Annotated in this window: 17 protein-coding genes and 2 riboswitches; of the genes, 6 read left to right on the forward strand and 11 right to left on the reverse strand. The window is 46.3% G+C overall.

From position 1 onward, the window contains the following. Nucleotides 1–2 precede the first annotated feature (2 nt). The 5 genes from ACVV26_RS14530 to thiM all read right to left on the reverse strand — a co-directional run bounded on the left by ACVV26_RS14530 (nucleotide 3) and on the right by thiM (nucleotide 4,550). Nucleotides 3–725, reverse strand: a complete 723-nt coding sequence (locus ACVV26_RS14530) for a fimbrial biogenesis chaperone (protein WP_474797887.1) — start codon at nucleotides 723–725, stop codon at nucleotides 3–5. A 22-nt stretch (nucleotides 726–747) separates the two neighbouring features. After that, on the reverse strand, nucleotides 748–1,302 hold the full coding sequence (locus tag ACVV26_RS14535; RefSeq protein WP_474797889.1) for a fimbrial protein: 555 nt from the start codon (nucleotides 1,300–1,302) through the stop codon (nucleotides 748–750). 430 nt (nucleotides 1,303–1,732) lie between these two features. Further along, a complete protein-coding gene (gene fbaB / locus ACVV26_RS14540) occupies nucleotides 1,733–2,785 on the reverse strand; it encodes a class I fructose-bisphosphate aldolase (RefSeq protein WP_474797891.1) in 1,053 nt (350 codons plus the stop codon). Nucleotides 2,786–2,964: 179 nt separating this feature from the next. Continuing rightward, nucleotides 2,965–3,765, reverse strand: coding sequence for a bifunctional hydroxymethylpyrimidine kinase/phosphomethylpyrimidine kinase (thiD, locus tag ACVV26_RS14545; RefSeq protein WP_474797893.1), 801 nt, complete (start codon nucleotides 3,763–3,765; stop codon nucleotides 2,965–2,967). Then, nucleotides 3,762–4,550 carry a hydroxyethylthiazole kinase gene (gene thiM, locus ACVV26_RS14550; protein WP_474797895.1) on the reverse strand — a complete coding sequence of 263 codons (789 nt, stop codon included), beginning with the start codon at nucleotides 4,548–4,550 and terminating at the stop codon, nucleotides 3,762–3,764. Before thiM ends, thiD begins: the two co-directional genes overlap by 4 nt. Before the next feature lie 34 nt (nucleotides 4,551–4,584). Beyond that, nucleotides 4,585–4,681: riboswitch (TPP riboswitch) on the reverse strand. A gap of 422 nt (nucleotides 4,682–5,103) precedes the next feature. Here thiM and ACVV26_RS14555 point away from each other — a divergent pair. The 6 genes from ACVV26_RS14555 (at nucleotide 5,104) to ACVV26_RS14580 (ending at nucleotide 11,006) form a co-directional block, all read left to right on the forward strand. Further along, nucleotides 5,104–5,274, forward strand: coding sequence for a hypothetical protein (locus ACVV26_RS14555; protein WP_474797897.1), 171 nt, complete (start codon nucleotides 5,104–5,106; stop codon nucleotides 5,272–5,274). Between the two features lie 230 nt (nucleotides 5,275–5,504). Then, nucleotides 5,505–7,061: a type III restriction endonuclease subunit R gene (locus tag ACVV26_RS14560; protein ID WP_474797899.1), complete on the forward strand. Its 1,557-nt coding sequence runs from the start codon at nucleotides 5,505–5,507 to the stop codon at nucleotides 7,059–7,061. A gap of 928 nt (nucleotides 7,062–7,989) precedes the next feature. Further along, entirely contained in the window at nucleotides 7,990–9,039 is a 1,050-nt protein-coding gene (locus ACVV26_RS14565) for a hypothetical protein (protein WP_474797901.1), read from the forward strand. A 66-nt stretch (nucleotides 9,040–9,105) separates the two neighbouring features. Then, nucleotides 9,106–9,423 (forward strand): hypothetical protein, encoded by a 318-nt coding sequence (locus ACVV26_RS14570; RefSeq protein ID WP_024558698.1) that lies wholly within the window; start codon nucleotides 9,106–9,108, stop codon nucleotides 9,421–9,423. Between the two features lie 113 nt (nucleotides 9,424–9,536). Next, entirely contained in the window at nucleotides 9,537–9,932 is a 396-nt protein-coding gene (locus tag ACVV26_RS14575) for a hypothetical protein (protein WP_133115631.1), read from the forward strand. Between the two features lie 498 nt (nucleotides 9,933–10,430). Further along, the gene (locus ACVV26_RS14580) at nucleotides 10,431–11,006 is read left to right on the forward strand and encodes a recombinase family protein (protein ID WP_474797903.1); all 576 of its coding nucleotides are present in this window, start codon (nucleotides 10,431–10,433) and stop codon (nucleotides 11,004–11,006) included. Nucleotides 11,007–11,296: 290 nt separating this feature from the next. On the opposite strand, the gene ACVV26_RS14585 is transcribed toward ACVV26_RS14580, so the two are convergent. The 6 genes from ACVV26_RS14585 to ACVV26_RS14610 all read right to left on the reverse strand — a co-directional run bounded on the left by ACVV26_RS14585 (nucleotide 11,297) and on the right by ACVV26_RS14610 (nucleotide 20,084). Then, nucleotides 11,297–13,555 carry an nSTAND3 domain-containing NTPase gene (locus ACVV26_RS14585; RefSeq protein ID WP_474797905.1) on the reverse strand — a complete coding sequence of 753 codons (2,259 nt, stop codon included), beginning with the start codon at nucleotides 13,553–13,555 and terminating at the stop codon, nucleotides 11,297–11,299. 91 nt (nucleotides 13,556–13,646) lie between these two features. Then, entirely contained in the window at nucleotides 13,647–14,948 is a 1,302-nt protein-coding gene (locus ACVV26_RS14590; protein ID WP_474797907.1) for a tyrosine-type recombinase/integrase, read from the reverse strand. Nucleotides 14,949–15,016: 68 nt separating this feature from the next. Continuing rightward, nucleotides 15,017–15,112: riboswitch (TPP riboswitch) on the reverse strand. A gap of 109 nt (nucleotides 15,113–15,221) precedes the next feature. After that, nucleotides 15,222–17,021, reverse strand: a complete 1,800-nt coding sequence (locus tag ACVV26_RS14595; RefSeq protein WP_312978479.1) for a carbon starvation CstA family protein — start codon at nucleotides 17,019–17,021, stop codon at nucleotides 15,222–15,224. A 112-nt stretch (nucleotides 17,022–17,133) separates the two neighbouring features. Further along, nucleotides 17,134–17,607 (reverse strand): YehS family protein, encoded by a 474-nt coding sequence (locus ACVV26_RS14600; RefSeq protein ID WP_474801861.1) that lies wholly within the window; start codon nucleotides 17,605–17,607, stop codon nucleotides 17,134–17,136. A 75-nt stretch (nucleotides 17,608–17,682) separates the two neighbouring features. Continuing rightward, nucleotides 17,683–18,402, reverse strand: a complete 720-nt coding sequence (gene btsR, locus ACVV26_RS14605; RefSeq protein ID WP_312978477.1) for a two-component system response regulator BtsR — start codon at nucleotides 18,400–18,402, stop codon at nucleotides 17,683–17,685. After that, a complete protein-coding gene (locus ACVV26_RS14610; protein ID WP_474797909.1) occupies nucleotides 18,396–20,084 on the reverse strand; it encodes a LytS/YhcK type 5TM receptor domain-containing protein in 1,689 nt (562 codons plus the stop codon). The genes btsR and ACVV26_RS14610 overlap by 7 nt, the downstream gene beginning before the upstream one ends. Nucleotides 20,085–20,106: the final 22 nt, after the last annotated feature.

A 20,106-nucleotide genomic window follows, 5' to 3' on the forward strand; every position in this document is an offset into this window, starting at 1 on the left:
GATTAATCGGCCTGACGGGCAGCCGTCACCGGGCGCGTCACTACCGCGCCCTGATCGTTAATCCACGTCATGGTGGCGTCAGGCGCGATACGGTTGAGCGTGACCGGTACGCGTAGCGTTTCGAAAGGCGCTACGGTCCGTGAAACGAGCTGTGCTTTGCTGGCAGGCCCCGCCAGATTCAGGCTTGAGAGCGCCAGGTAATAGCCGCTGTCGTTGTGTAGATTCAGAAAGCGTTTCTGGCCCTGGTCTTCCAGCCAGATGCGGGTGCTGGCCTCCATTTTTGCCGGATTCCCCTTGAGCGATGCGGGGCGAACCAGCACCTTAACGCGGGTTTTCAGCACCACCAGCAACTGGTTTTTAGTCTGATTCGTCTCGCTCGGGGGGATTTGGAGAATATTAAGCCAGTAAAGCGATTCGCGATCGGTCGCGCCCGCCGTGCCGGTATAGCGCAGCCGTAGCGTGTGCCCACTGTGCGGAGCAAGGCGAAACATCGGCGGCGTGAGCATAAAGGGCGCACGCGCCGATTGCGGCGTGGAGGATTCATCCCCTTCATCCACCCACGCCTGAACGACATTCGGAAAGGCATCCTGATTGGTTAGCTGGACGCTGACTTCACGTGCCGATGACGGGTAAATCACCCGGTTTCCGGTCATTACCACGCTCGCTAAACTGGTAAAGCTGGTCAGCAACAGCCCCCACAACAGCAGACCTCTCCCTGGATTCATCACCCTGCTCCTTGCTTACGTCTTAAAGATAAGAGATGGCGTACTGCACCGCGCTCACCACCGTACCTGCCGTGGCGCTGCCGGTTGGCGTGAAGTACTGAACCGCAAAATCGTGCTCGCCAGCGGTCTCACCCGCGCGCAGGACAATGCCGTCAACGGCCTGCATGGCGCGGAGATCGATTGCCATAGAGGCAGTGCTGTCTGTCATCAGTTGCAGTTCAACATTTTGTGCGTCGCCGGTATTCGCTAAATTGCCGCTGGCTGTTACATTGGTGCCGATAAACAGCGTTTTAAGCTGCATATCTGAGGGGCCCGTCGTGCAGCCGCTCACGCCCATGGTGAACGTCGTCAGCCCTGCGGTATCCGCCGGGTCGCTCAGTTCGCTTTTATTCACCGTCGGCAGCAGGACCACCGGACGCGCGGCTGAACCATTAACGGTAACGGAACAGGTTTGCTCTGTTACTTCACCCCGAAAAGTAATGGTGTTTGCTGAATCAGCCATGGCTGAACAGGCCGCGAATAAACTCATCACGCCCGTCAGCGCGAATCCTTTTTTTAAAACATTCATGTTTTTCATTGGTATTCCTTGTATGTAAATAGCGGCTCTGCTTATTGATGAGTGATATGCAGCGCCATTGATCGACAGCACCGTTCAAATGCAGATAAATAAAACCTGGCGTTTCTGTTAATATCAATTTCCCCTGGTGCTGGTTTTATAATAGGAATTTTCTTACGGATTTAAACCTTTATTTTATTAAGGCTATTTATGGCAGGGCTTAATTAAGAATAACCGTCTTATATGGCAATCCATTGCAGGTTAATAAGTTGATTTAAATGATATTTAATCAGGAACAGGCGTTCCCATAATGACTGGCATAGTAAAAATTATTTTTCTTAAATGGCTCACTTAAGAATAAATCAGCACTATTTGATGGAAAGAGGCGTGAACATTTAATAATGACAGATAACCGGGCGGATAATGCGCACCGCCCGGTTGATACCCTTTATCAGGCGATGGTCACTTTACCATCCAGATATACATCCTGAACGGCGTTAATTAACTTCACGCCGTCGGCCATGGATTTCTTAAAGGCTTTACGCCCCAGAATTAATCCCATGCCTCCGGCACGCTTATTAATCACCGCCGTTTTCACCGCATCCGTTAAATCGGCTTCGCCGCCCGACGCGCCGCCGGAATTTATTAATCCGGCACGCCCCATATAGCAGTTCGCCAGCTGATAACGCACCAAGTCGATAGGATTATCGCTGGTTAATTTGCTGTAGACGCGCTCGTCGGTATAACCATAATTCACCGCTTTATAGCCGCCGTTATTTTCCGCCATCTTCTGCTTCACGATATCCGCGCCGATGGTGGCCGCCAGATGGTTGGCCTGACCGGTTAAATCGGCGCTGACGTGGTAATCAACGCCGTCTTTCTTGAAGCCGGCGTTACGCAGATAGGCCCACAGCACCGTCACCATACCCAGCTCATGAGCACGTTCAAACGCCGCCGAAATTTCTTCAATCTGGCGACGCGACTCTTCAGAGCCAAAATAGATGGTTGCGCCGACGGCAACCGCACCGAGATTAAAAGCCTGTTCGACGCTAGCGTACAGCGTCTGGTCATAGGTATTCGGGTAGCTCAGGGTTTCGTTGTGGTTAAGCTTCACCAAAAACGGAATGCGGTGGGCATAGCGGCGCGACACCGAGGCCAGCACGCCATAGGTTGACGCAACACAGTTACAGCCCGCTTCAATCGCCAGTTCAACGATGTTCTTCGGATCGAAATAGAGCGGGTTGGCAGCAAACGAGGCACCTGCCGAATGCTCTACGCCCTGGTCAACCGGCAGAATAGACAGGTAGCCCGTCCCTGCCAGCCGCCCGGTGTTGTAAAGGGTTTGCATGTTTCGCAGCACCGCAGGCGGGCGGTTGTTGTCAACCATCACTCGGTCGACATAATCCGCGCCGGGCAGGTAAAGATTGTCTGCCGGAATGGTCATACAACGATGCTGTAACAGGCTATCGGCCTCTTTGCCAAGCAACTGCGCAATATCAGTCATAATACGCTCCCGTAAGGTCCTCTGTGAGGTGAGAAGTTCCCTGCCCGCAAGGGCGCGGGCAGCACTAAGTCTGATACGCAAACGGGTAATTTTCCACCATCTGGCGCATTTTTCGCCTGTATCCTTTCAGCTCACAGAATGAAAAACTACCTTAACAGCAATCACTTAGACGAAGCGCATTACCACCAGGCGTGAAAATGATGAACCGGGCCGATGCCCTGACCCACTTCCAGCGAGTCCGCCGCCGCCAGCGCCGCCGACAGCCAGGCTTTGGCTTCCACCACCGTATCCGCCCAGTTTTGATGGCGCGGGCGCAACGCCGCCAGCGCCGCCGACAGCGTACAGCCGGTGCCGTGGGTGTTTTTAGTGGCGATGCGCGGTGCGGTAAAGCGTGTTGCGCCATCGCGCGTAAACAGCCAGTCGGGGCTTTCCGGGTCGTCGAGATGACCGCCTTTCATCAGCACCGCTTCACAGCCGAGTGCCAGCAGCGCTTCACCCTGATGGTGCATCTCCTGCTCGTTGCGGGCATGGGGCGCATCCAGCAGCGCGGCGGCTTCAGGTAAGTTTGGCGTGATCAGCGCAACGTGGGGCAATAACCGCTCGCGCAGGGTCGCCACCGCCGATGGTGACAGCAGCGGATCCCCGCTCTTCGCCAGCATCACCGTGTCCAGCACTACGTTGGCGACCCGGTAGTGCGCCAGCCGTTCGGCCACGGCATCGACGATATCCGTTTCCGCCAGCATGCCGATTTTCACGGTATCGATGCGTAAGTCGCTAAACACGGAATCAAGCTGCGCTGCCACGAAATGCGGCTCGATGCGATAAACCGACTGCACACCGCAGGTGTTTTGCGCCACCAGCGCGGTGATCACCGTCGCGCCATAGGCTCCCAGCGCGGAGAAGGTTTTTAAATCTGCCTGGATACCCGCGCCGCCGCTGGGATCGGTACCGGCAATAGTCAATGCGTTAATGCGTTTCATCGTGCCGCCTCCTTGTGCAGGAGAGACAGCGCGTCGAGAAAAGCGGCCGGAAAGCTGCCCGGCCCCTGGCATTGCGTAGCCGCCCGCTTGCCGGCCTGAGCAAAAATCCCGCAGGCCGCCGCGACGTTGTCCAGCCGCGAACCCGGCAAGGCGCAGGCTGCCGCGACCACCGCCGATAAGGCGCAGCCGGTGCCTACCACCCGCGTCATCAGCGGGTCGCCGCCGGTAACCGCCAGGGTACGCTCGCCATCAGTGACGTAATCCACCTCGCCAGTCACCGCCACTACCGTTCCGGTTTGCCGGGCCAGTTCGCAGGCCGCGCTTAACGCTTCCTGCGCGCCCTGGGTGGTATCCACGCCGCGCCCGCCTGCGCCATTCCCCGCCAGCGCGAGGATTTCCGAAGCGTTGCCGCGGATAGCCCCAGGTTTCTGCGCAAGGATCTCCCGGGCAAAGCGGCTGCGAAACGCCAGCGGGCCTACGGCAACCGGGTCGAGCGTCCAGGGTTTGCCCGCGCGGTTAGCGCCATCAATCGCCGCCCGCATCGCCAGCGCCTGTTCGCGGGTCAGCGTGCCGATATTGATCAGCAGCGCATCGGCAATGGCGCTAAACGCCAGCGCTTCTTCGTGATCCACCACCATAGCGGGAGAGGCGCCTACGGCGAGCAGCACGTTGGCAGTAAAAGACTGCACGACTTGATTGGTAAGACAGTGAATGAGTGGAGAATGTGCGGCCAGCAGGCTGGCGACGTGCGCGGTATGCGCGGGGGAAAGCAGGTCAGGTTGCATGTTTCGCTCCTGCCAGGCTGTGAAGAAGGGATACCCGGCAGGTATCTGACTTCCCTACGCTGGCATTATCCAGATCAGGTGGTACGGGTATTTCTCAGCCTTCACAAAGAAGGGCACCCCGAGTCAAGTTGATTACATTTCTCTTAATTTTTGCGAGCTTAGGTTAAATTGCTCGCCGACGCAAGTTTACCAGTGGTGACGTCACTTATACACGCTGTACCCCACCGAGTACCCCATTTTGTACCTCATATGAATTAATTAACAGTTCCAAACTTTATTTTGAAACACTAATAGTTGCTCGATTTATTTGGAACCAAGAATCCGACATTGTAATGCATAAAAAACAACAGTATCTGATGAAATAAATAGACTCCAGTATAGTTGGGAGAACTTATCTTATATATAGCAAGGCTAACTATGTGATAAGTGTTTTATACAGCACTTCTCTTTACTCTATTTCATTAACTACAAAAATGAAACGGGTTAATTTTATGTGGTATAATGCGAGTGCAGACAACAACCCTGCGTTAATAAAAGAATAAAAGGTGATTATATGAAAATGAAAGAATACCAAGAAGAAATTTTCCTATTAAAATGGAAAGAATTAGAAGATGAATATAATTATATGGTAGCCACAGGTAATTTCCCACCAGAGTTATCAAACACAGCCACAAATTGCGAAAGGATGAAATCACAAATCAACATAGAGCAGAACAAAAAATAAGAGATTACTTATCAATAGGCCAAGCCTTAATCATTAAGCAACTCAGCCTGCTAATTCTGGCACAGAAGATAACGAACTAAAATTTACGATGTGTACGAAAATAATTATGAAACTACCTGTAGCTTTTTAGACGGTGAAGCTGATTATTTCACTTTTTTATAAACATTGTTTTGTAGTCGTCACAACTCAAAAATACCAATAAGTAAAACGACGAAAGGACAGACACAGGAATGGCTGACCTTTCTAAATTAATCAATATGGAGCATGTGCAAATGATTAATCCTACAACTATTTATAACAAGTTTAAGTATGTATCTGCTGAGTGTGGTTCAGGTAAAACATATCAATTATGTGAGAATATCAATAAAGTACTTAAAACGAAAGACAGTACTGAAAAGTTCATTATCGTACAAAATACGCAGAAACTTGCAACAGATACGTCTAAAAACTTTGATAGCTGCAAATTGCTAATTAGTGATTTAATGCCCAGGAGTAAAAATGTCATTAATACAGTGCTGGATTTCCTCAAAGCACCAGTTGAGCGGGTTCTTATCATTAGTGATAAAACATTTTTTAGAATACCAGTTGAAATGTTAGAAGATTGGCAGATTTGGTTTGATGATGTGACTAATTTTCATTCATTCAAAAATATTAATGACGATAATCAGAGAATCAAAGACATTATATATCATGAACTGATGCAGGAGCATGAGATTGTCGACGAGGAAAAGGAACGATATTTAACAGCTAAAAAGAAAGCAGTAAAAGGGGATTTAATGAACAAAATCGCCCAAGAGCTTTCTGTTATAGCTGAGAATGATATTTTCATCATGAATAACGATTACTTTGTCGATCCAGAGAAAGTGCAATTGAGCATTCTTGGATGGAAAGATCTCAGTAAGTATCTCGGATTACCTGTTACTTTCATGGGAGCAAACTTCGAAAACTCATTGATTTATAAGGCAAATCAAGGGTTGTTTGAAGAAATCAGTCTGGATGATCTGCAACAACGAAAAGTACCTTTAACTGAACGCCTCAAAGTATACTATTTCTCAGAAAATATAAAATTATCAAAGACATGGAAGGAAAGGAATCCTGGTCAACTTCAGCGTGTTTATGCTTACCTCTCTGAAGTACTCGAAGGTCAGGAATACTACTGGACGAACAACAATACCGACAAGCAGAAGCTGCACAAGGCTTACAGAATAAGCCCTGATGCGAGGGGGCATAACGACTACAAAGATCGACATACATGCGTCTGGTTAGCCTGTATGCGTCCAGACGATACAGAAGCGAAGCTGTGTGAATTGCTATTAAAGATTACAGGTGAAGACATCCATCAGGCAAGAGAGTACGAAAACCTTCACCAGTTCGCTTTAAGGGGGATATCACGTCAGTTCAACAATGATGCAACTCAGATTGTCTATGTGTTCGATAAATGGCAGGCTGAATCATTGAGTACAAATATTGAACATATTCCCGGAGTGCTGGAAAACGTAGCACCGGGGGCATCAGGAAGGCCAAAAGGAGCCACAAACGTTAAGAGACTGCCTGCATTGAGTGATACAAAATCGAAGCGTTTCAGTCGCTGGAAAAAGGATAATCCGGGGCTTGAGTTAGTGGCATTCAAAGCATTTCTTGCAAGTACTGTCAACGCGGATCTCAGTACTGACGATACTACGGCTATGTGGGACAGATACCAGAAAGCAGTACAAAAAAGAGATGCACATTCAGTCCGAAACACCGACATGAAAAGCAGCAGCATGTCCAAAAATAATCCCTTATAATATATACTTAGAGAAAAAACGGACATCAACCAAATAGCGAAAGCGAATTAACTGCCTGAAAGCAGTAGCGGCGAAGCAAGCGAACTGTTTCGGGTAGTTAGTGAGAGTGCTCACGCAGTGAGTACTTGATAGCTATCACATTGTTATACATATATAAAATGATTAAACAGTACCCGCAAGCGAGTACTGTTCGCTGGATTTGGTTCTACTGCTGCGTTCCTTTCAGTCACTGGCAGAGCGAACCAATCGCGTTTTTTGTTCTTTTTAGAAGTACATAACTCATTAATATTTCAGTTCTTAATGTGCTATCAATTCCTTTTGCGTACTTAGTGGAGTATCTGCTGTTTCAGTTACTGGAAAAGCACTATCAGTACTGCTCAGAGCGAAGCGAACCCGATGCGATCAATCCCTTTCTATGATGGTGTTTCCGACAAAACGCACTGGAAGCCCTTTAACGTGTTGTTCATCACTGAAATACCTGAATGTACAAAACCCCATAAAACGCCGTAGCGACGCTTTAAGAGCGTCTGAGATAGTGCTCAGCAAATACTCCTTGCCTTGAAATCAGATACATAGCCTTTTTCAACTTCTACGAATCCCCTTGATCGTTTTTACCTATTGATTTGTATTGGATTAATAGATTTTGATAGATTTAAACGATCAATTTACTTGTTATTGATCGTTAATATCGATCACCGTTGGATGTACGTGATACGCTTGAGAGCGTGAAAACGGATGGTTTCAGTCCGTACTTTTGGTCTGAAAGAAGCTAACGGGAGTGATAAAGTTGTGAGAGTTGTACAACTGATAATCTATGGACTATGGGGGGATCCCTTTTTAATGGAAATTCCTAAAGGTAAACGAATTCTTGCCGATAATTAAAATGGAATGAACCATTGATTTGGAATATTCTTAAAGGATAATTGTGGTGAGTAAATATTTAAAAATAGGAATCTATGGTATTTGGGGAGTATTTTTATTCCTTGCGTCAATGGAGAAATTTGGGGATCTTTTCGCAACCGGTACGGGGATCTGGTCCGTAGTGATGCTTACAGCCGCTGGATTGTGTCAACTATTGGCATGTATTACGGCGATAGTCTGGGGAGTACTGGCATTTGGAACTCTGAAATCTAAGTTCTTGTCCTATAAATTCGTGAATAATTACACGGTTCCGGTACTTATTATTGGTCTTGCTATCGTGGCAAGTGCTGCCCGATCCTCAAGCGATGAATCCAGAGCACAAAAACTTGGATTTAAAGACGGTAAAGAGTTTGCTATTGCTCGTGAAAATAACATTACTAACGTTACCGATTATACAAAATTCGTAGAAGAGCAAAAAGTTAAAAAGGCTGAAAAGGCGGCACAAGATGCGTTAGCGGCAGCCGATAAAGCTGAACAGGATAAGGCTGCTAAGTATGTGGCTATATTCTCTGATGATGGTAGAAAGGAGCGAGCACAAGAATTAATTAGTAAGGATTTAAAAGAAAATCCTGAATTGACTAAAAAAATACTTGAGGAAATAGCATCTTACCCAAATGATTCAGTAGAAAGAAATGTGGCAGAAAGTGACTACTTAGATTATGGGGTGAGCCTTAATGTATATATGTCGAAAATAGAAAATTCCAATTGCCGTCAGACGTACAAATACCGTTTGTCTCCGTTGAATGAATGGCATAAAACCCAACATCAATTATTAAAAGAAAGATCTGATGCTACTAATTGGGATCTACTTGATGAACCCCAGCGGAAACATGAAAGAAAAGAAATTGCGTATGAACATGATCGAGTTACTGTGGCGTATTTTAAAGAACAGAATGTAGTTCAGAAATCTTTTAATGAATGCGTATTTAACTTACTTTCCTCTATCCCGACTCGCCTTTCAAGACCTAAAGCTACACCGATTCCAGTGACTGATTATATGTCTGAAGGAATAAAGTGTATGCGGAAGCCAGAAGGTACTATAGATTTATGTTATTAATATCAATAGATATTGTTTTGTGTCTTGTTAATCGTGTTAATTTATATATGAAAGAGGCTGTTTAAGATGAAAAAATTACTAATTTTAGGGTTGTTATTCAGTACTTCAACTTTTGCCGCATACAAAACATATGATCCGCATAAAGATAGCAAACTTGTAACTAAAGCGATTTCTGGCGTATGTAAATCAGAACATCAAAAATATGATGATCTTGATTATCAGCTTAAATCAAATATCGGTAGTATGAGCGATGCTGACGCAAAAAATGCCGTAGCAAATCTGAAGGATGCTAAACGTAAGCGTTGGGAATGTATTGAAAAAGAATTGAATAAAAAGAATATAACATTGAACTTAGAGCAGTTGTTTAAAGAGGATAACCTTTAGCGAATAGTGCATAATAAGGGCAATGGTTATTTATTTCCCGAATTTATAATGAATCATTGCTGTAAGTAGTTGTAATGATTTTTTTAAACTGTATGAAAATCGGAGGTATGAGAATGAATTTATTAATATATATGGTGATTTTAGTTGGGCTGTCATTCTCGGGTGTAGTTCGAGCCGATTTATTTTGTTATGAAAATACTCCTGTTTATAATTTTACTGAGGATGGTGTCAGTAAGTACCCTAATATTCAAGCGAATATTGTGATGCAAACAGTCAAAACAGATACAGTACTCAGGTCATATAGTAGTGATGATCATGTAGTGCTTGAGTACTATAAAAATAAAAATTTTATACAAAACACTTTAAAGAAAGTGAAAAGTGGAATTTTTCGTGATAATGCGAATTTGATAGTGATAGTAAATCAAGCAACAATGTACCATTATCAACGCATTAAGTTTCAAGGGCAATCTGTAGTGGTTAGAAATCAATATAAATGTACGCCAGCTTGATTTTGCTAATTTAGTTTGTCGTAAGGAATTGTCGCATCAACTCTACTGTAGAGCAATGCCAGATATGCGGGCATACATATTATCGAAGGCCGCTTTCGCGGCCTTCTGTATACAGAAACGGAAATGTCGCTATGTTACCACCCTTTAGAACATGAAATAATCGAAACCCAGTTCACCCATTTTTTGACAAAAAAGTTAAAGGGATCGTTTACTCAGATAAAAGTAGAGTCTGTTTTTTTCCGCACGATTTAAAATCTCGTTTGTCTGATCAGGTTCAACCCCGCCGACCAAATGCCATTTACTCAGATCTCAGTATCGACCTTTTCACTAACCCTACATTGACCAAAAAATAAACGATCAAAAATCTCTTTTGGGTAGTCCCTTGTGATACTCCGCTTTAGCGTCTCGTTTTGTATCATTTGGATGTTGGATCAATTTAAATGATACTGTATCATTCGGTTAATTCAAATGATACTAATCGGTAGTGAGGGCAGGAAAATGATTTTTGGTTATGCAAGAGTCTCAACAAAGGATCAGAATCTTGAGCGTCAGTTGGCGGTACTGGAACCTGTTTGTGACAAAATCGTCACCGAGAAAGAATCAGGTAAGTCCACCAGCGAAAGACCTGAGTTGTTGAACCTGCTTTCACACCTCCGCGAAGGTGACACGCTCGTGACTCACTCTATTGATCGCCTTGCACGTAATACACGCGATTTGCTGGAAATGATTGATAACCTCGTTGCTCGCGGGATCACTATTCAGTTCCTTGCTAACTCAATGAGTTTCGATAACTCCCCACAATCTCGCTTAATCTTAACCATGATGGGAGCCGTTGCAGAATTTGAGCGGGGAATGATCGCATCACGTCGCAACGAAGGAATTGCCCTTGCTAAAGAGGCTAAGAAGTACAAAGGAAAGCAAAGGAACAAAGAATTACACAGCAAAATCATTGAGATGCTTCAAGCTGGGAAGAACACACCGGATGAGATCGCAAAGTTGTGCGATTGTGGCAGGGCTACAGTGTTTCGCGTGAAAAAAGAAATGATTGCCAGTACTGACAGCAATGAGAACTGATATAGCGGCAGGGGGTAAAGTCAAAGGGCTTGTAGTTTAGTAATTTTCGAATCCTCGCGATATCCATAACGAGCATGTAATTGATTCTGAGTAAGTTCCAACATTGTATTCATTTGTGTGGTGCGATTAATTATAAAGTGTAGAAATGAACAATCAAGCAGGTCACAATACTTAATCAAACTTTAGAAGTTGATTAGATATGCGGCGATTAAGCATGCTTAATCGCCACAAAGAAATTAGTTCAACTTTGTTACAGAGCTTGAAAATTAAGAGTCTAGTTGCTGCTTTAGCTATTCCCTTGAAAACAAATCATCTACCGCATCAAATCCGTAGTCTGAATAACTACGATTTTCGCGATAATCATCGTCATCCCAATCAGGAGCGTTTTCTATATTTTTTTGGATTATGCTATGTGGGTCTAAATTTTCAACAATATCTTCAATCTCTTGTTCATTAAATACCAAGGTACTTTCTGAAAGTAAATCATTAAGGTAATCTTTAGCCCGTGAAAATAAGACATCTTCATCATCGAAATAAAGATAACCATTAAAATCATTACTCTCAGAAATAAAATCATGTATATAGCCCTGCCAATAATTAAGCAACAACTCACGAATTTTATTTGCTAACAAACTTTCACCCAGAATATTTGTTATCTGAGCTAAAATATTCAGTTCTTCGTAACCTAAATCTTCACCACCTTCATTTATAGAACATTCAATATAATTTTTTATACTCTCATTGCCAAGCCACCCCGGATTATTTAGAGAAACCCAATTGACAATTAATAACATTTTGAAATTACTTGCAGCGTAAAACCTTACGAAGGTAAAGAAATCACGATTAAGAGTTTCTACAGCTCTTATTTTATCATTGTGAGGAACATTAGGGCTGGAAATCACTATTCTTATAAATTCTATTATATAATCTTCATTTTTATATTTTTTCATATCATCAATTATAATATTAATTATTTTCGAAGTTATATATATTGGAATTTTTTTATTTATTAATGTATTTAGGTTATTAAGAGATTGAATTGTTGTTAATGCACTAAAATAGGATGGAAGTGATGATAGATTGTTATCTATTTTCTCAAAAAAATAATCAGATATTGAGGGATTCAGAACATCATACATTGGTTCTTTATCACTTTCTATCTTTCTTTGCAAAGTCGACTTAACAGCATGTTTTGTACAATCGTTAAATTCAAAATAATCATGTCGTGATTGATCAAAGCCAACTATTTCTAAAAAATTACTGTAACTTTGACGTAAATTACTTTCAGACATCATCCCGTTATTTAGAGACACTAAGTAAGTTAGATAATATACACATTTAGGTATTTGCTTAGTCAGCATGTGATCCCAAATTGCGGATGGATTATTCAAACTTTCAAAAATATAATCCCAATACTCCTCAGGTGCGAGGTGTGACACTTTTTCATAGTCAGTTATAAAGGATATTAAACGTGGGTTGTAATTTTTATGCGATATTATTTTCCTATACTTTTTATTTAACCAAATACAATCTTTATATTGTTCAGGAAGATTACTAAACCATATATGATTATAAAGTATTTTAGCCTTATCTAGTATGTCGAGATTTTTAACTTCAACTTCATATTCGTGTTTATCTGTATTGTTTATATAAAACAATTCACTTGTTGCTTTCCCTTGATTCAGAATTGTAGTACGCGATGTAAGTATTAATTTCTTGTTATTACTTATTCTGGTTCTATTAATAAATCTGACAATTTTTGAATCTTCTTTATTCCTTAAAGCGTCTAAGTAGTTTCTACCAAGAAAATCGTCATATAAAAAAAGTTGTTTACTCTCAGGTGATAAAACTCTCTCGCCTTCTTCAATATCACTTTCTATATAAATTAACTCATACCCTTCAAGAATATAATGCAGACATAATTGCTCAGCTAAAGTAGTTTTACCGACACCAGGAGCACCCGTGATGATTAACGTATTAAGGTTCTCAAGTTTGCTCTTGGCAATATCAAAATCCTGAGTTTGCACATAATTATCAACATTATTTTTTATTTGTTGAACTATATGACAACTCCTACCTATAACATCATTATGTAGTAATGACATCAATATTGAAGTACTGTTCAGCCAAAGCTTATAATATTTTCGTTCAATACGTTTATTTTGTGATATCTTATTAGCAATATCTTCTACTGATAAGATATCATCACTTCTCAAATATTGATTACCAAATATGTTTATAATCTCAGTTTTTCTCGTATTTGTTAAACCCTGGCAAATAGCCAATATATAACGTGAAGGATTAAGGCCTGCAACTTTTAACGCTTCTTTTTTTAAGTTTGTAATTAATGAAGCATAGCTTGATGCAACATAGTGTTTACATTGTATAACAACATTATTTCCACCTATATAAAATCGACCATCCATACCACTATCTCTTCCTGGCATGAATCGTTCAATATGAGCATCAGGCATTTCTGCATTTATAAGGTCAATGACTAAATCTTCAAAATCTTTATCATTCAACCTTGAAAAATCATAGCTATTCATAGTCCCTCTCAAGAACATTTTTTTGATAATATTCTATCATTTTATATTAATTAAAAATAAAGACATACATAACACACTTATCACGCATAATTCAAATCCAACATATCCCATCGATCACATAAGAAACTGAGGATAGTGGGAACGTATGCAAATAACGTTTAGTAATCCCACCGCTCTTTTCATGTCCTACCGTTTGTTGCAGATGCATTATGTTCTTTACCCATCCAGCCATCGCCGCAGAGCAAACAGAATGCCGAATACTATGCAGAAGCCTCCGCTGTCCAAAGTCGTTCAAGTACGGGATGCCAAGCTGATCACGCACATCGGAAAATTCTTTACCAATTTTTGTCATGTTCGTACCAGCCACCTCTGAAAAAATCCGCTCTTTCCATTGCCGATCAACATAATCTATAAACCCCCATTCGATAAGCTTAGGGTGTATTACCACTTGCCGGGTGGCATTTTCGGTTTTCCCCTGCCCTCCTTCTGCGATCAAGAAGTAATACCGCTGGCTATCCTCATCATGTTTGATTTGTGATTTTTCCAGTTTGGCAATTTCTCCTCTCCTGGCTCCAGTGTGTGCTAACAACAACGTAATCCATTTTAACCAGCCATCCGGCTGCTTAAGTGCCCACTCTACAATCTTCTTCATTTCCGCCGGACTGTATGCACCAAATCTGGCTTTTGATGGTGCTGCTACTACGCCATCAGTTGGCGATTTAGGTAAAATATCTTTGCTATCGGTGAGAAATGTTTTGAACAAGGATTTATAGAGCTTCAGATGCTTATGGATAGCCTCAACACCCACAAGCTCATCAGGAGGCACGTCATCACAATCTATCAACTGCTGAACATTCATCGAGCGATACGGCTGAATAACACGCTTAGGTAAATTCTCAACAACTTCCATCACCTGTCTAATGTCCTGTTTGGTGATCGCAGTTACATCCGTATTTTCCCCCAACACTACAAACAATACTTCAATGTAACGTTCATTCGCCATTGAGATCGATTTAGTCCAATTCTTCCCCTTTTCGACTTTGTACATAGCCCAAGCATCAGAGACAGTTAATACGTTTTCCGGTTCAAGTTGTGCCGATGGTTCCCCAATTTTAGGGGATACAACAAGCGGTAGACTGGATAGCAGCGGAAGTGTCACAATCCTATGTTCTGACACGATCAGGTTTGAGATGAACGCGTCAAACATCGGAGTCGGAGTTGCTAATGATTTAACAAATGGGATGTGCGGAGTGATGTTAATCATCAAAGCTGAGGCTTGGTGATAGCTATCAGTAAGGAGTGATTTTTTATACATCCTTCCATTTGAAAGCCGGATTTGTAGATAGTAATTACCGTTTCGTTGAAACGTGTATGGCAGAGTTTTGTACCTCATAATCACGCTCTTTTTGTACCTTAGGTGCATTACACACGGACAAAAAGAAATGTAACCACATGAATAATAATCGGAATCTTGGAAACCTACGCTGGCATTATCCAGATCAGGTGGTACGGGTATTTCTCAGCCTTCAACGAAGAAGGGCACCCCGAGTCAAGTTACGCATGAAGGATAAGGAAGCGCTTTTTCAAAAGCAAGCCTGGCGCGGACGTGGCGTGAGCCGCAAAAGAAAAAGCCAGGGTTTCCCCTGGCTTTCCGTTTTCATATTAATCAGGACAGCGCTTCAACCGGCTCCGGCTGAGCGCGGGCGCGCCACAGCACAATCCAGCGCTGGATAGAGGAGATCATAATCACCAGCCCCAACACCACCATAATGATGGAAATCGTGCCGTTGAATATGTTGAAGCCTTTGGCCGCAGAGTTGAAATAGACGTTTTTCACCATCCAGTACGCCGCGTAGTTTACGGTGATGTACAGGTAGGAGAGCGGCACCAGGCAGGTCAGCGCATACCAGCGTTTTTTCGACATCCGCATGATAATGGTCGCGCCAATCATCAGGCCAATCGACGCCATCAGTTGGTTAGAGACGCCAAACAGCGCCCAAACGGAGTTGATATCGCCGGAATTCAGCAGATAGCCCCACAGTAAGCAGGCCACGATGCTGCAACCAATCGCGCCTGGCATCCAGTTGGTGCGTTTCAGCGGAGCCCACAGGTCGCCGAAGAAATCCTGCAGCAAATAGCGCGCCACGCGGGTACCGGAGTCAACCGCCGTGAGGATAAATACCGCTTCGAACATCACCACAAACTGGAAGAAGTAAGACGCCAGATTGCTGAACCACGGAATGCGGGTAAAGATGTCCGCCATGCCTACCGCCAGGGTTACTGCCCCGCCGGTACGCCCGTACAGATCCAGACCAATTTCTTCGCTCAGTTTCGGCAGGTTAACCACATCCATACCCAGACCAGCAAACACCTGCGGCGCGGAGTTGATGGCGAAGTAGTCTGCCGGATGCAGCGCGGTAGCGGCGATCAGGGCCATGACGCCCACCACGCATTCAGCGCACATCGCACCGAAAGCGACCGGCAGGATATCGTTCCATTTGTCGATCTGTTTCGGCGTGGTGCCGGAACCGATAAAGGCATGGAAACCGGAGATCGCGCCACAGGCAATGGTGATAGAGATAAATGGCCAGACCGGCCCGGCTAGCACCGGACCATTACCGTGGATGAACTGCGTCACCGCCGGGAACTGGATTTCCGGGTTAATAAACACCACGCCAATCACTAGCGCGCCGAACACGCCGATTTTCATAAAGCTGGACAGGTAACCGCGCGGGGTTAACAGCATCCAGACCGGCAATGCGGTGGCGAAGAAGGCGTAGAACGGCAGCACCAGGCTGACGGTTGAGGCTTTCAGGCTAAGCCATTCACCAAACGCAGAAGCCTGGATGTACGGCCCGGCGATCACACAGCCGAAAATCACCAGAATACCGACCCAGGTCGCGCCGCGCATGCTACCGGTGAAACGCTCCCACAGGCCGACACCAATCGCGACCGGGATAGTCATAAACACCGCGAAGGTGCCCCACGGGTTACGTTCCAGAGCATGAACCACCACCATGGAGAGCCCTGCCATCGTGATGGTGATGATAAACAGCATTGCCAGGCCCGTACACCAGCCCGCAACCGGGCCAAGCTCGGATTTCGCCACTTCAGACAGGGATTTGCCCTGATGCTTCATGGAGGCGAACAGCACCACGGTATCGTGTACCGCGCCGCCCACTACGCAGCCCACCAGCAGCCACAGGAACCCAGGGAAGTAACCGTACTGGGCAGCCAGCACCGGCCCTACCAGCGGGCCTGCGGCGGCGATAGCCGCAAAGTGGCTGCCGAAGTTCACCCATTTTTTAGTCGGGACGTAGTCTTTGCCGTCCTCATAAACATGCGAAGGGGTAACCTCGCTGTCATCTGCGTTCAGCACCTTACGGACAAAAAATACGCCGTACAGGCGGTAGCAAATGGCAAGGATACACAGGGTCGCAATAACAAACGTCAGTGCGTGTGACATAGCCAACTCCAGAGATAAGAAAATATTCAGCGTTATCCTGGCATGGCGATGTCACACAATAAGGCGGGATTTGCTCCAGCGGTCGTATTGCAATCTAAGCGGTCAGAAACCGCTACTGAGCGGCGGAGGGGTTAAAGCGGTTCGCCAGTCCCTTGAGGAAATTACGCAAAAACTGATCGCCGCATTCGCGATAGTTTTTATGCTCCGGGACACGCATCATGGCGGTGATTTCCGGCATCGAGACGCGGAATTTCTGCTCGGTGAGGATCGCCAGAATATCGTCAGTTTTCAGCTCAAAGGCAATGCGCAGCTTTTTGAGAATGATGTTATTGGTGATTTTACGGTCGGCTTTCAGCGGCGGCTGGCTCTCATCTTTGCCGCGACGCAGGTAAATCAGGCCGTTTAAAAACGAAGAGAGGATCAGATCCGGGCAGCGCGCAAAGCCTTCGTCTTCCTCTTTTTTCACGTACTGCACCACCTGCGCGGCGCTGACTTCTACATCCGCCAGCGCCAGGGTGGAGATGATGTCGTTATTGTTCATTTTCAGGGTGTAGCGAAGGCTACGTAAAATATCGTTATTCAGCACTGGCGTGTTCTCATTAATACGGCGGGAAAAGACCAGTGTACCATTTTCCACTGGCCCACTGACGATAAAAACGCGCTACAGCCCCAGCGCTTCTTTAAGGGATTTCAGATAGCGGCGGCTGACCGGCACGGTTTGCCCGTCGCGCAGCAGTAACTCCGCCTGGCCGTTCTCCTCAAGACGGATTTCTTTCAGGTGCGCCATATTCACCAGATATTGCCGGTGGCAGCGCAGCAGCGGCGTGCGGCTTTCCAGGGTGCGTAACGTCAGCTCGGTAAAGCCCTCCTGTCCCTGGGCGCTGGTGACATACACCCCGCTCATCCGGCTGCTGACAAACGCCACGTCCTCCATCTGTAATAGCCAGATGCGGCTGTGCCCGGTGCAGGGAATGTATTTGAGGTGCTGCTGGCTGGCGCTGAGCAGCGACACATCCTGCGGCGCGCGCTCCTGGCGCAGGCGGTCGAGGGTTTTCGCCAGCCGCCCGGCCTCAATGGGTTTTAGCAGGTAATCAAAGGCGTGCTCTTCAAAGGCTTTTACCGCGTACTCATCGTAGGCGGTGAGAAACACGATGCCGGGGCGGTGGCTTGGGTCGAGCATACCCACCATCTCCAGCCCGGAAATACGCGGCATCTGGATATCGAGAAACAGCACGTCGGGGCGCAGCCGGTGTACCGCGCTGATGCCTTCTACCGCGTTGGCGCATTCGCCGACAATGTCGATATCGCTATGTTCCTGGAGCAAAAAACGCAAGTTCTCGCGCGCCAGCGGTTCATCATCAACCAGAAGCACCTTTAACATGGGGATCCCACCATCGGTAGTTGTAGGGTTATACGGGTAAAATGGTCCGGCTCGCAGCTCACGGTCATGGAACACTCATCGCCAAACCGGGCGCGCAGCCGTTTTTCCACCAGGCTCATCCCCAAACCGTTCGCATGCGGTTTTGGTTGATACAGCCCGGCGTTGTCTTCAATTTCCACTACCAGCCAGTCGCCCTGCTGGCGGGCGCTGAGCTGGATTTTTCCAGTGTCCATCATCTGAGATGTGCCGTGTTTAATGGCATTCTCAACGATGGGTTGCAGGGTAAACGCCGGTAAGCTGACGTGTGCCAGCTCGGCAGGCAGCGTCAAAGTAACCTGCAAATGCGCCTGGAAACGCGCCTTTTCGATTTGCAGATAGGCGTTAACGTGCTCAATCTCATCGGCAAGGGTGACGATCTCTGAAGGACGCTTGAGGTTTTTGCGGAAAAAGGTCGACAGATATTGCACCAGTTGCCCGGCCTGCTCGCTGTCGCGGCGGATCACCGCCATCAGGGTGTTCAGGGCGTTAAACAGAAAGTGCGGGTTCACCTGGGCGTGCAGCAGCTTGATTTCCGACTGGGTCAGCAGCGCTTTTTGCCGCTCGTACTGGCCCGCAAGAATTTGCGCCGACAGTAGCTGCGCAATCCCCTCCCCCAGGGTGCGGTTAATGGAGCTGAACAGGCGGTTTTTGGCTTCGTAGAGTTTGATTGTGCCGATCACCCGGTGATTTTCGCCGTACAGCGGGATGACTAACGTCGAACCCAGCTTGCAGTGCGGATGCAGCGAACAGCGATACGGCACTTCGTTGCCATCGGCGTAGACCACCTCGCCGGACTCAATCGCTCGCCAGGTATAAGAAGAAGAAATAGGCCGACCGGGTAGATGGTGATCGTCACCGATGCCGGTAAAGGCGAGCAGCTTTTCACGGTCGGTGATGGCCACCGCGCCGATATCCAGTTCTTTCCAGATAACGTGGGCCACTTTGGCGCTGTTCTCTTCGTTAAATCCGAGGCGCAATATCCCCTCGGTGGACGCCGCCACCTTGAGCGCCGTGGCGGAAAATGCCGAGGTGTATTTCTCGAACATGGCGCGCTTATCCAGCAGGATACGCATAAACAGCGCTGCGCCCACGGTGTTAGTCACGATCATCGGCGCGGCGATGCTTTCCACCAGCTTGAGGGCATCGTGATAAGGCCGGGCGATCAGCAGGATAATCATCATCTGCACCAGCTCGGCGACAAAGGTGACTGCCCCGGCGGTAAGCGGGCTGAACAGTTTATCGCTGCGACCCCGGCGGATTAACACGCTGTGCACCAGCCCGCCCAGCAGCCCTTCGACGATGGTGGAAATCATACAGCTCCAGGCAGTCATGCCGCCCATGGAGTAACGGTGCAACCCGCCGGTCAGGCCTACCAGGCCGCCCACCACCGGGCCGCCCAGTAAACCGCCCATCACTGCGCCAATCGCCCGGGTATTGGCGATGGAGTCTTCAATATGTAAACCGAAATAGGTGCCGAGAATGCAGAAAATCGAGAACGTGACGTAGCACAGCAGCTTATGCGGCAGACGCACGGTGACCTGCATCAACGGGATAAACAACCGCGTCTTGCTCATCAACCACGCGATGACCAAAAAAACGCACATTTGCTGGAGCAACAGCAACACCAGGTTAAACTCGTACATACTCCACACACCGGGCTTTCGA

Source organism: Atlantibacter sp. MEI4A-1023 (genome assembly GCF_056155425.1).

What these genes read in the sequence shown, in the direction of transcription:
- ACVV26_RS14530 (WP_474797887.1), bottom strand. Translation starts at nt 725, where the DNA reads ATGAATCCAGGGAGAGGTCTGCTGTTGTGGGGGCTGTTGCTGACCAGC.
- ACVV26_RS14535 (WP_474797889.1), bottom strand. Translation starts at nt 1,302, where the DNA reads ATGAAAAACATGAATGTTTTAAAAAAAGGATTCGCGCTGACGGGCGTG.
- fbaB (WP_474797891.1), bottom strand. Translation starts at nt 2,785, where the DNA reads ATGACTGATATTGCGCAGTTGCTTGGCAAAGAGGCCGATAGCCTGTTA.
- thiD (WP_474797893.1), bottom strand. Translation starts at nt 3,765, where the DNA reads ATGAAACGCATTAACGCATTGACTATTGCCGGTACCGATCCCAGCGGC.
- thiM (WP_474797895.1), bottom strand. Translation starts at nt 4,550, where the DNA reads ATGCAACCTGACCTGCTTTCCCCCGCGCATACCGCGCACGTCGCCAGC.
- ACVV26_RS14555 (WP_474797897.1), top strand. Translation starts at nt 5,104, where the DNA reads ATGAAAATGAAAGAATACCAAGAAGAAATTTTCCTATTAAAATGGAAA.
- ACVV26_RS14560 (WP_474797899.1), top strand. Translation starts at nt 5,505, where the DNA reads ATGGCTGACCTTTCTAAATTAATCAATATGGAGCATGTGCAAATGATT.
- ACVV26_RS14570 (WP_024558698.1), top strand. Translation starts at nt 9,106, where the DNA reads ATGAAAAAATTACTAATTTTAGGGTTGTTATTCAGTACTTCAACTTTT.
- ACVV26_RS14575 (WP_133115631.1), top strand. Translation starts at nt 9,537, where the DNA reads ATGAATTTATTAATATATATGGTGATTTTAGTTGGGCTGTCATTCTCG.
- ACVV26_RS14580 (WP_474797903.1), top strand. Translation starts at nt 10,431, where the DNA reads ATGATTTTTGGTTATGCAAGAGTCTCAACAAAGGATCAGAATCTTGAG.
- ACVV26_RS14585 (WP_474797905.1), bottom strand. Translation starts at nt 13,555, where the DNA reads ATGAATAGCTATGATTTTTCAAGGTTGAATGATAAAGATTTTGAAGAT.
- ACVV26_RS14590 (WP_474797907.1), bottom strand. Translation starts at nt 14,948, where the DNA reads ATGAGGTACAAAACTCTGCCATACACGTTTCAACGAAACGGTAATTAC.
- ACVV26_RS14595 (WP_312978479.1), bottom strand. Translation starts at nt 17,021, where the DNA reads ATGTCACACGCACTGACGTTTGTTATTGCGACCCTGTGTATCCTTGCC.
- btsR (WP_312978477.1), bottom strand. Translation starts at nt 18,402, where the DNA reads ATGTTAAAGGTGCTTCTGGTTGATGATGAACCGCTGGCGCGCGAGAAC.
- ACVV26_RS14610 (WP_474797909.1), bottom strand. Translation starts at nt 20,084, where the DNA reads ATGTACGAGTTTAACCTGGTGTTGCTGTTGCTCCAGCAAATGTGCGTT.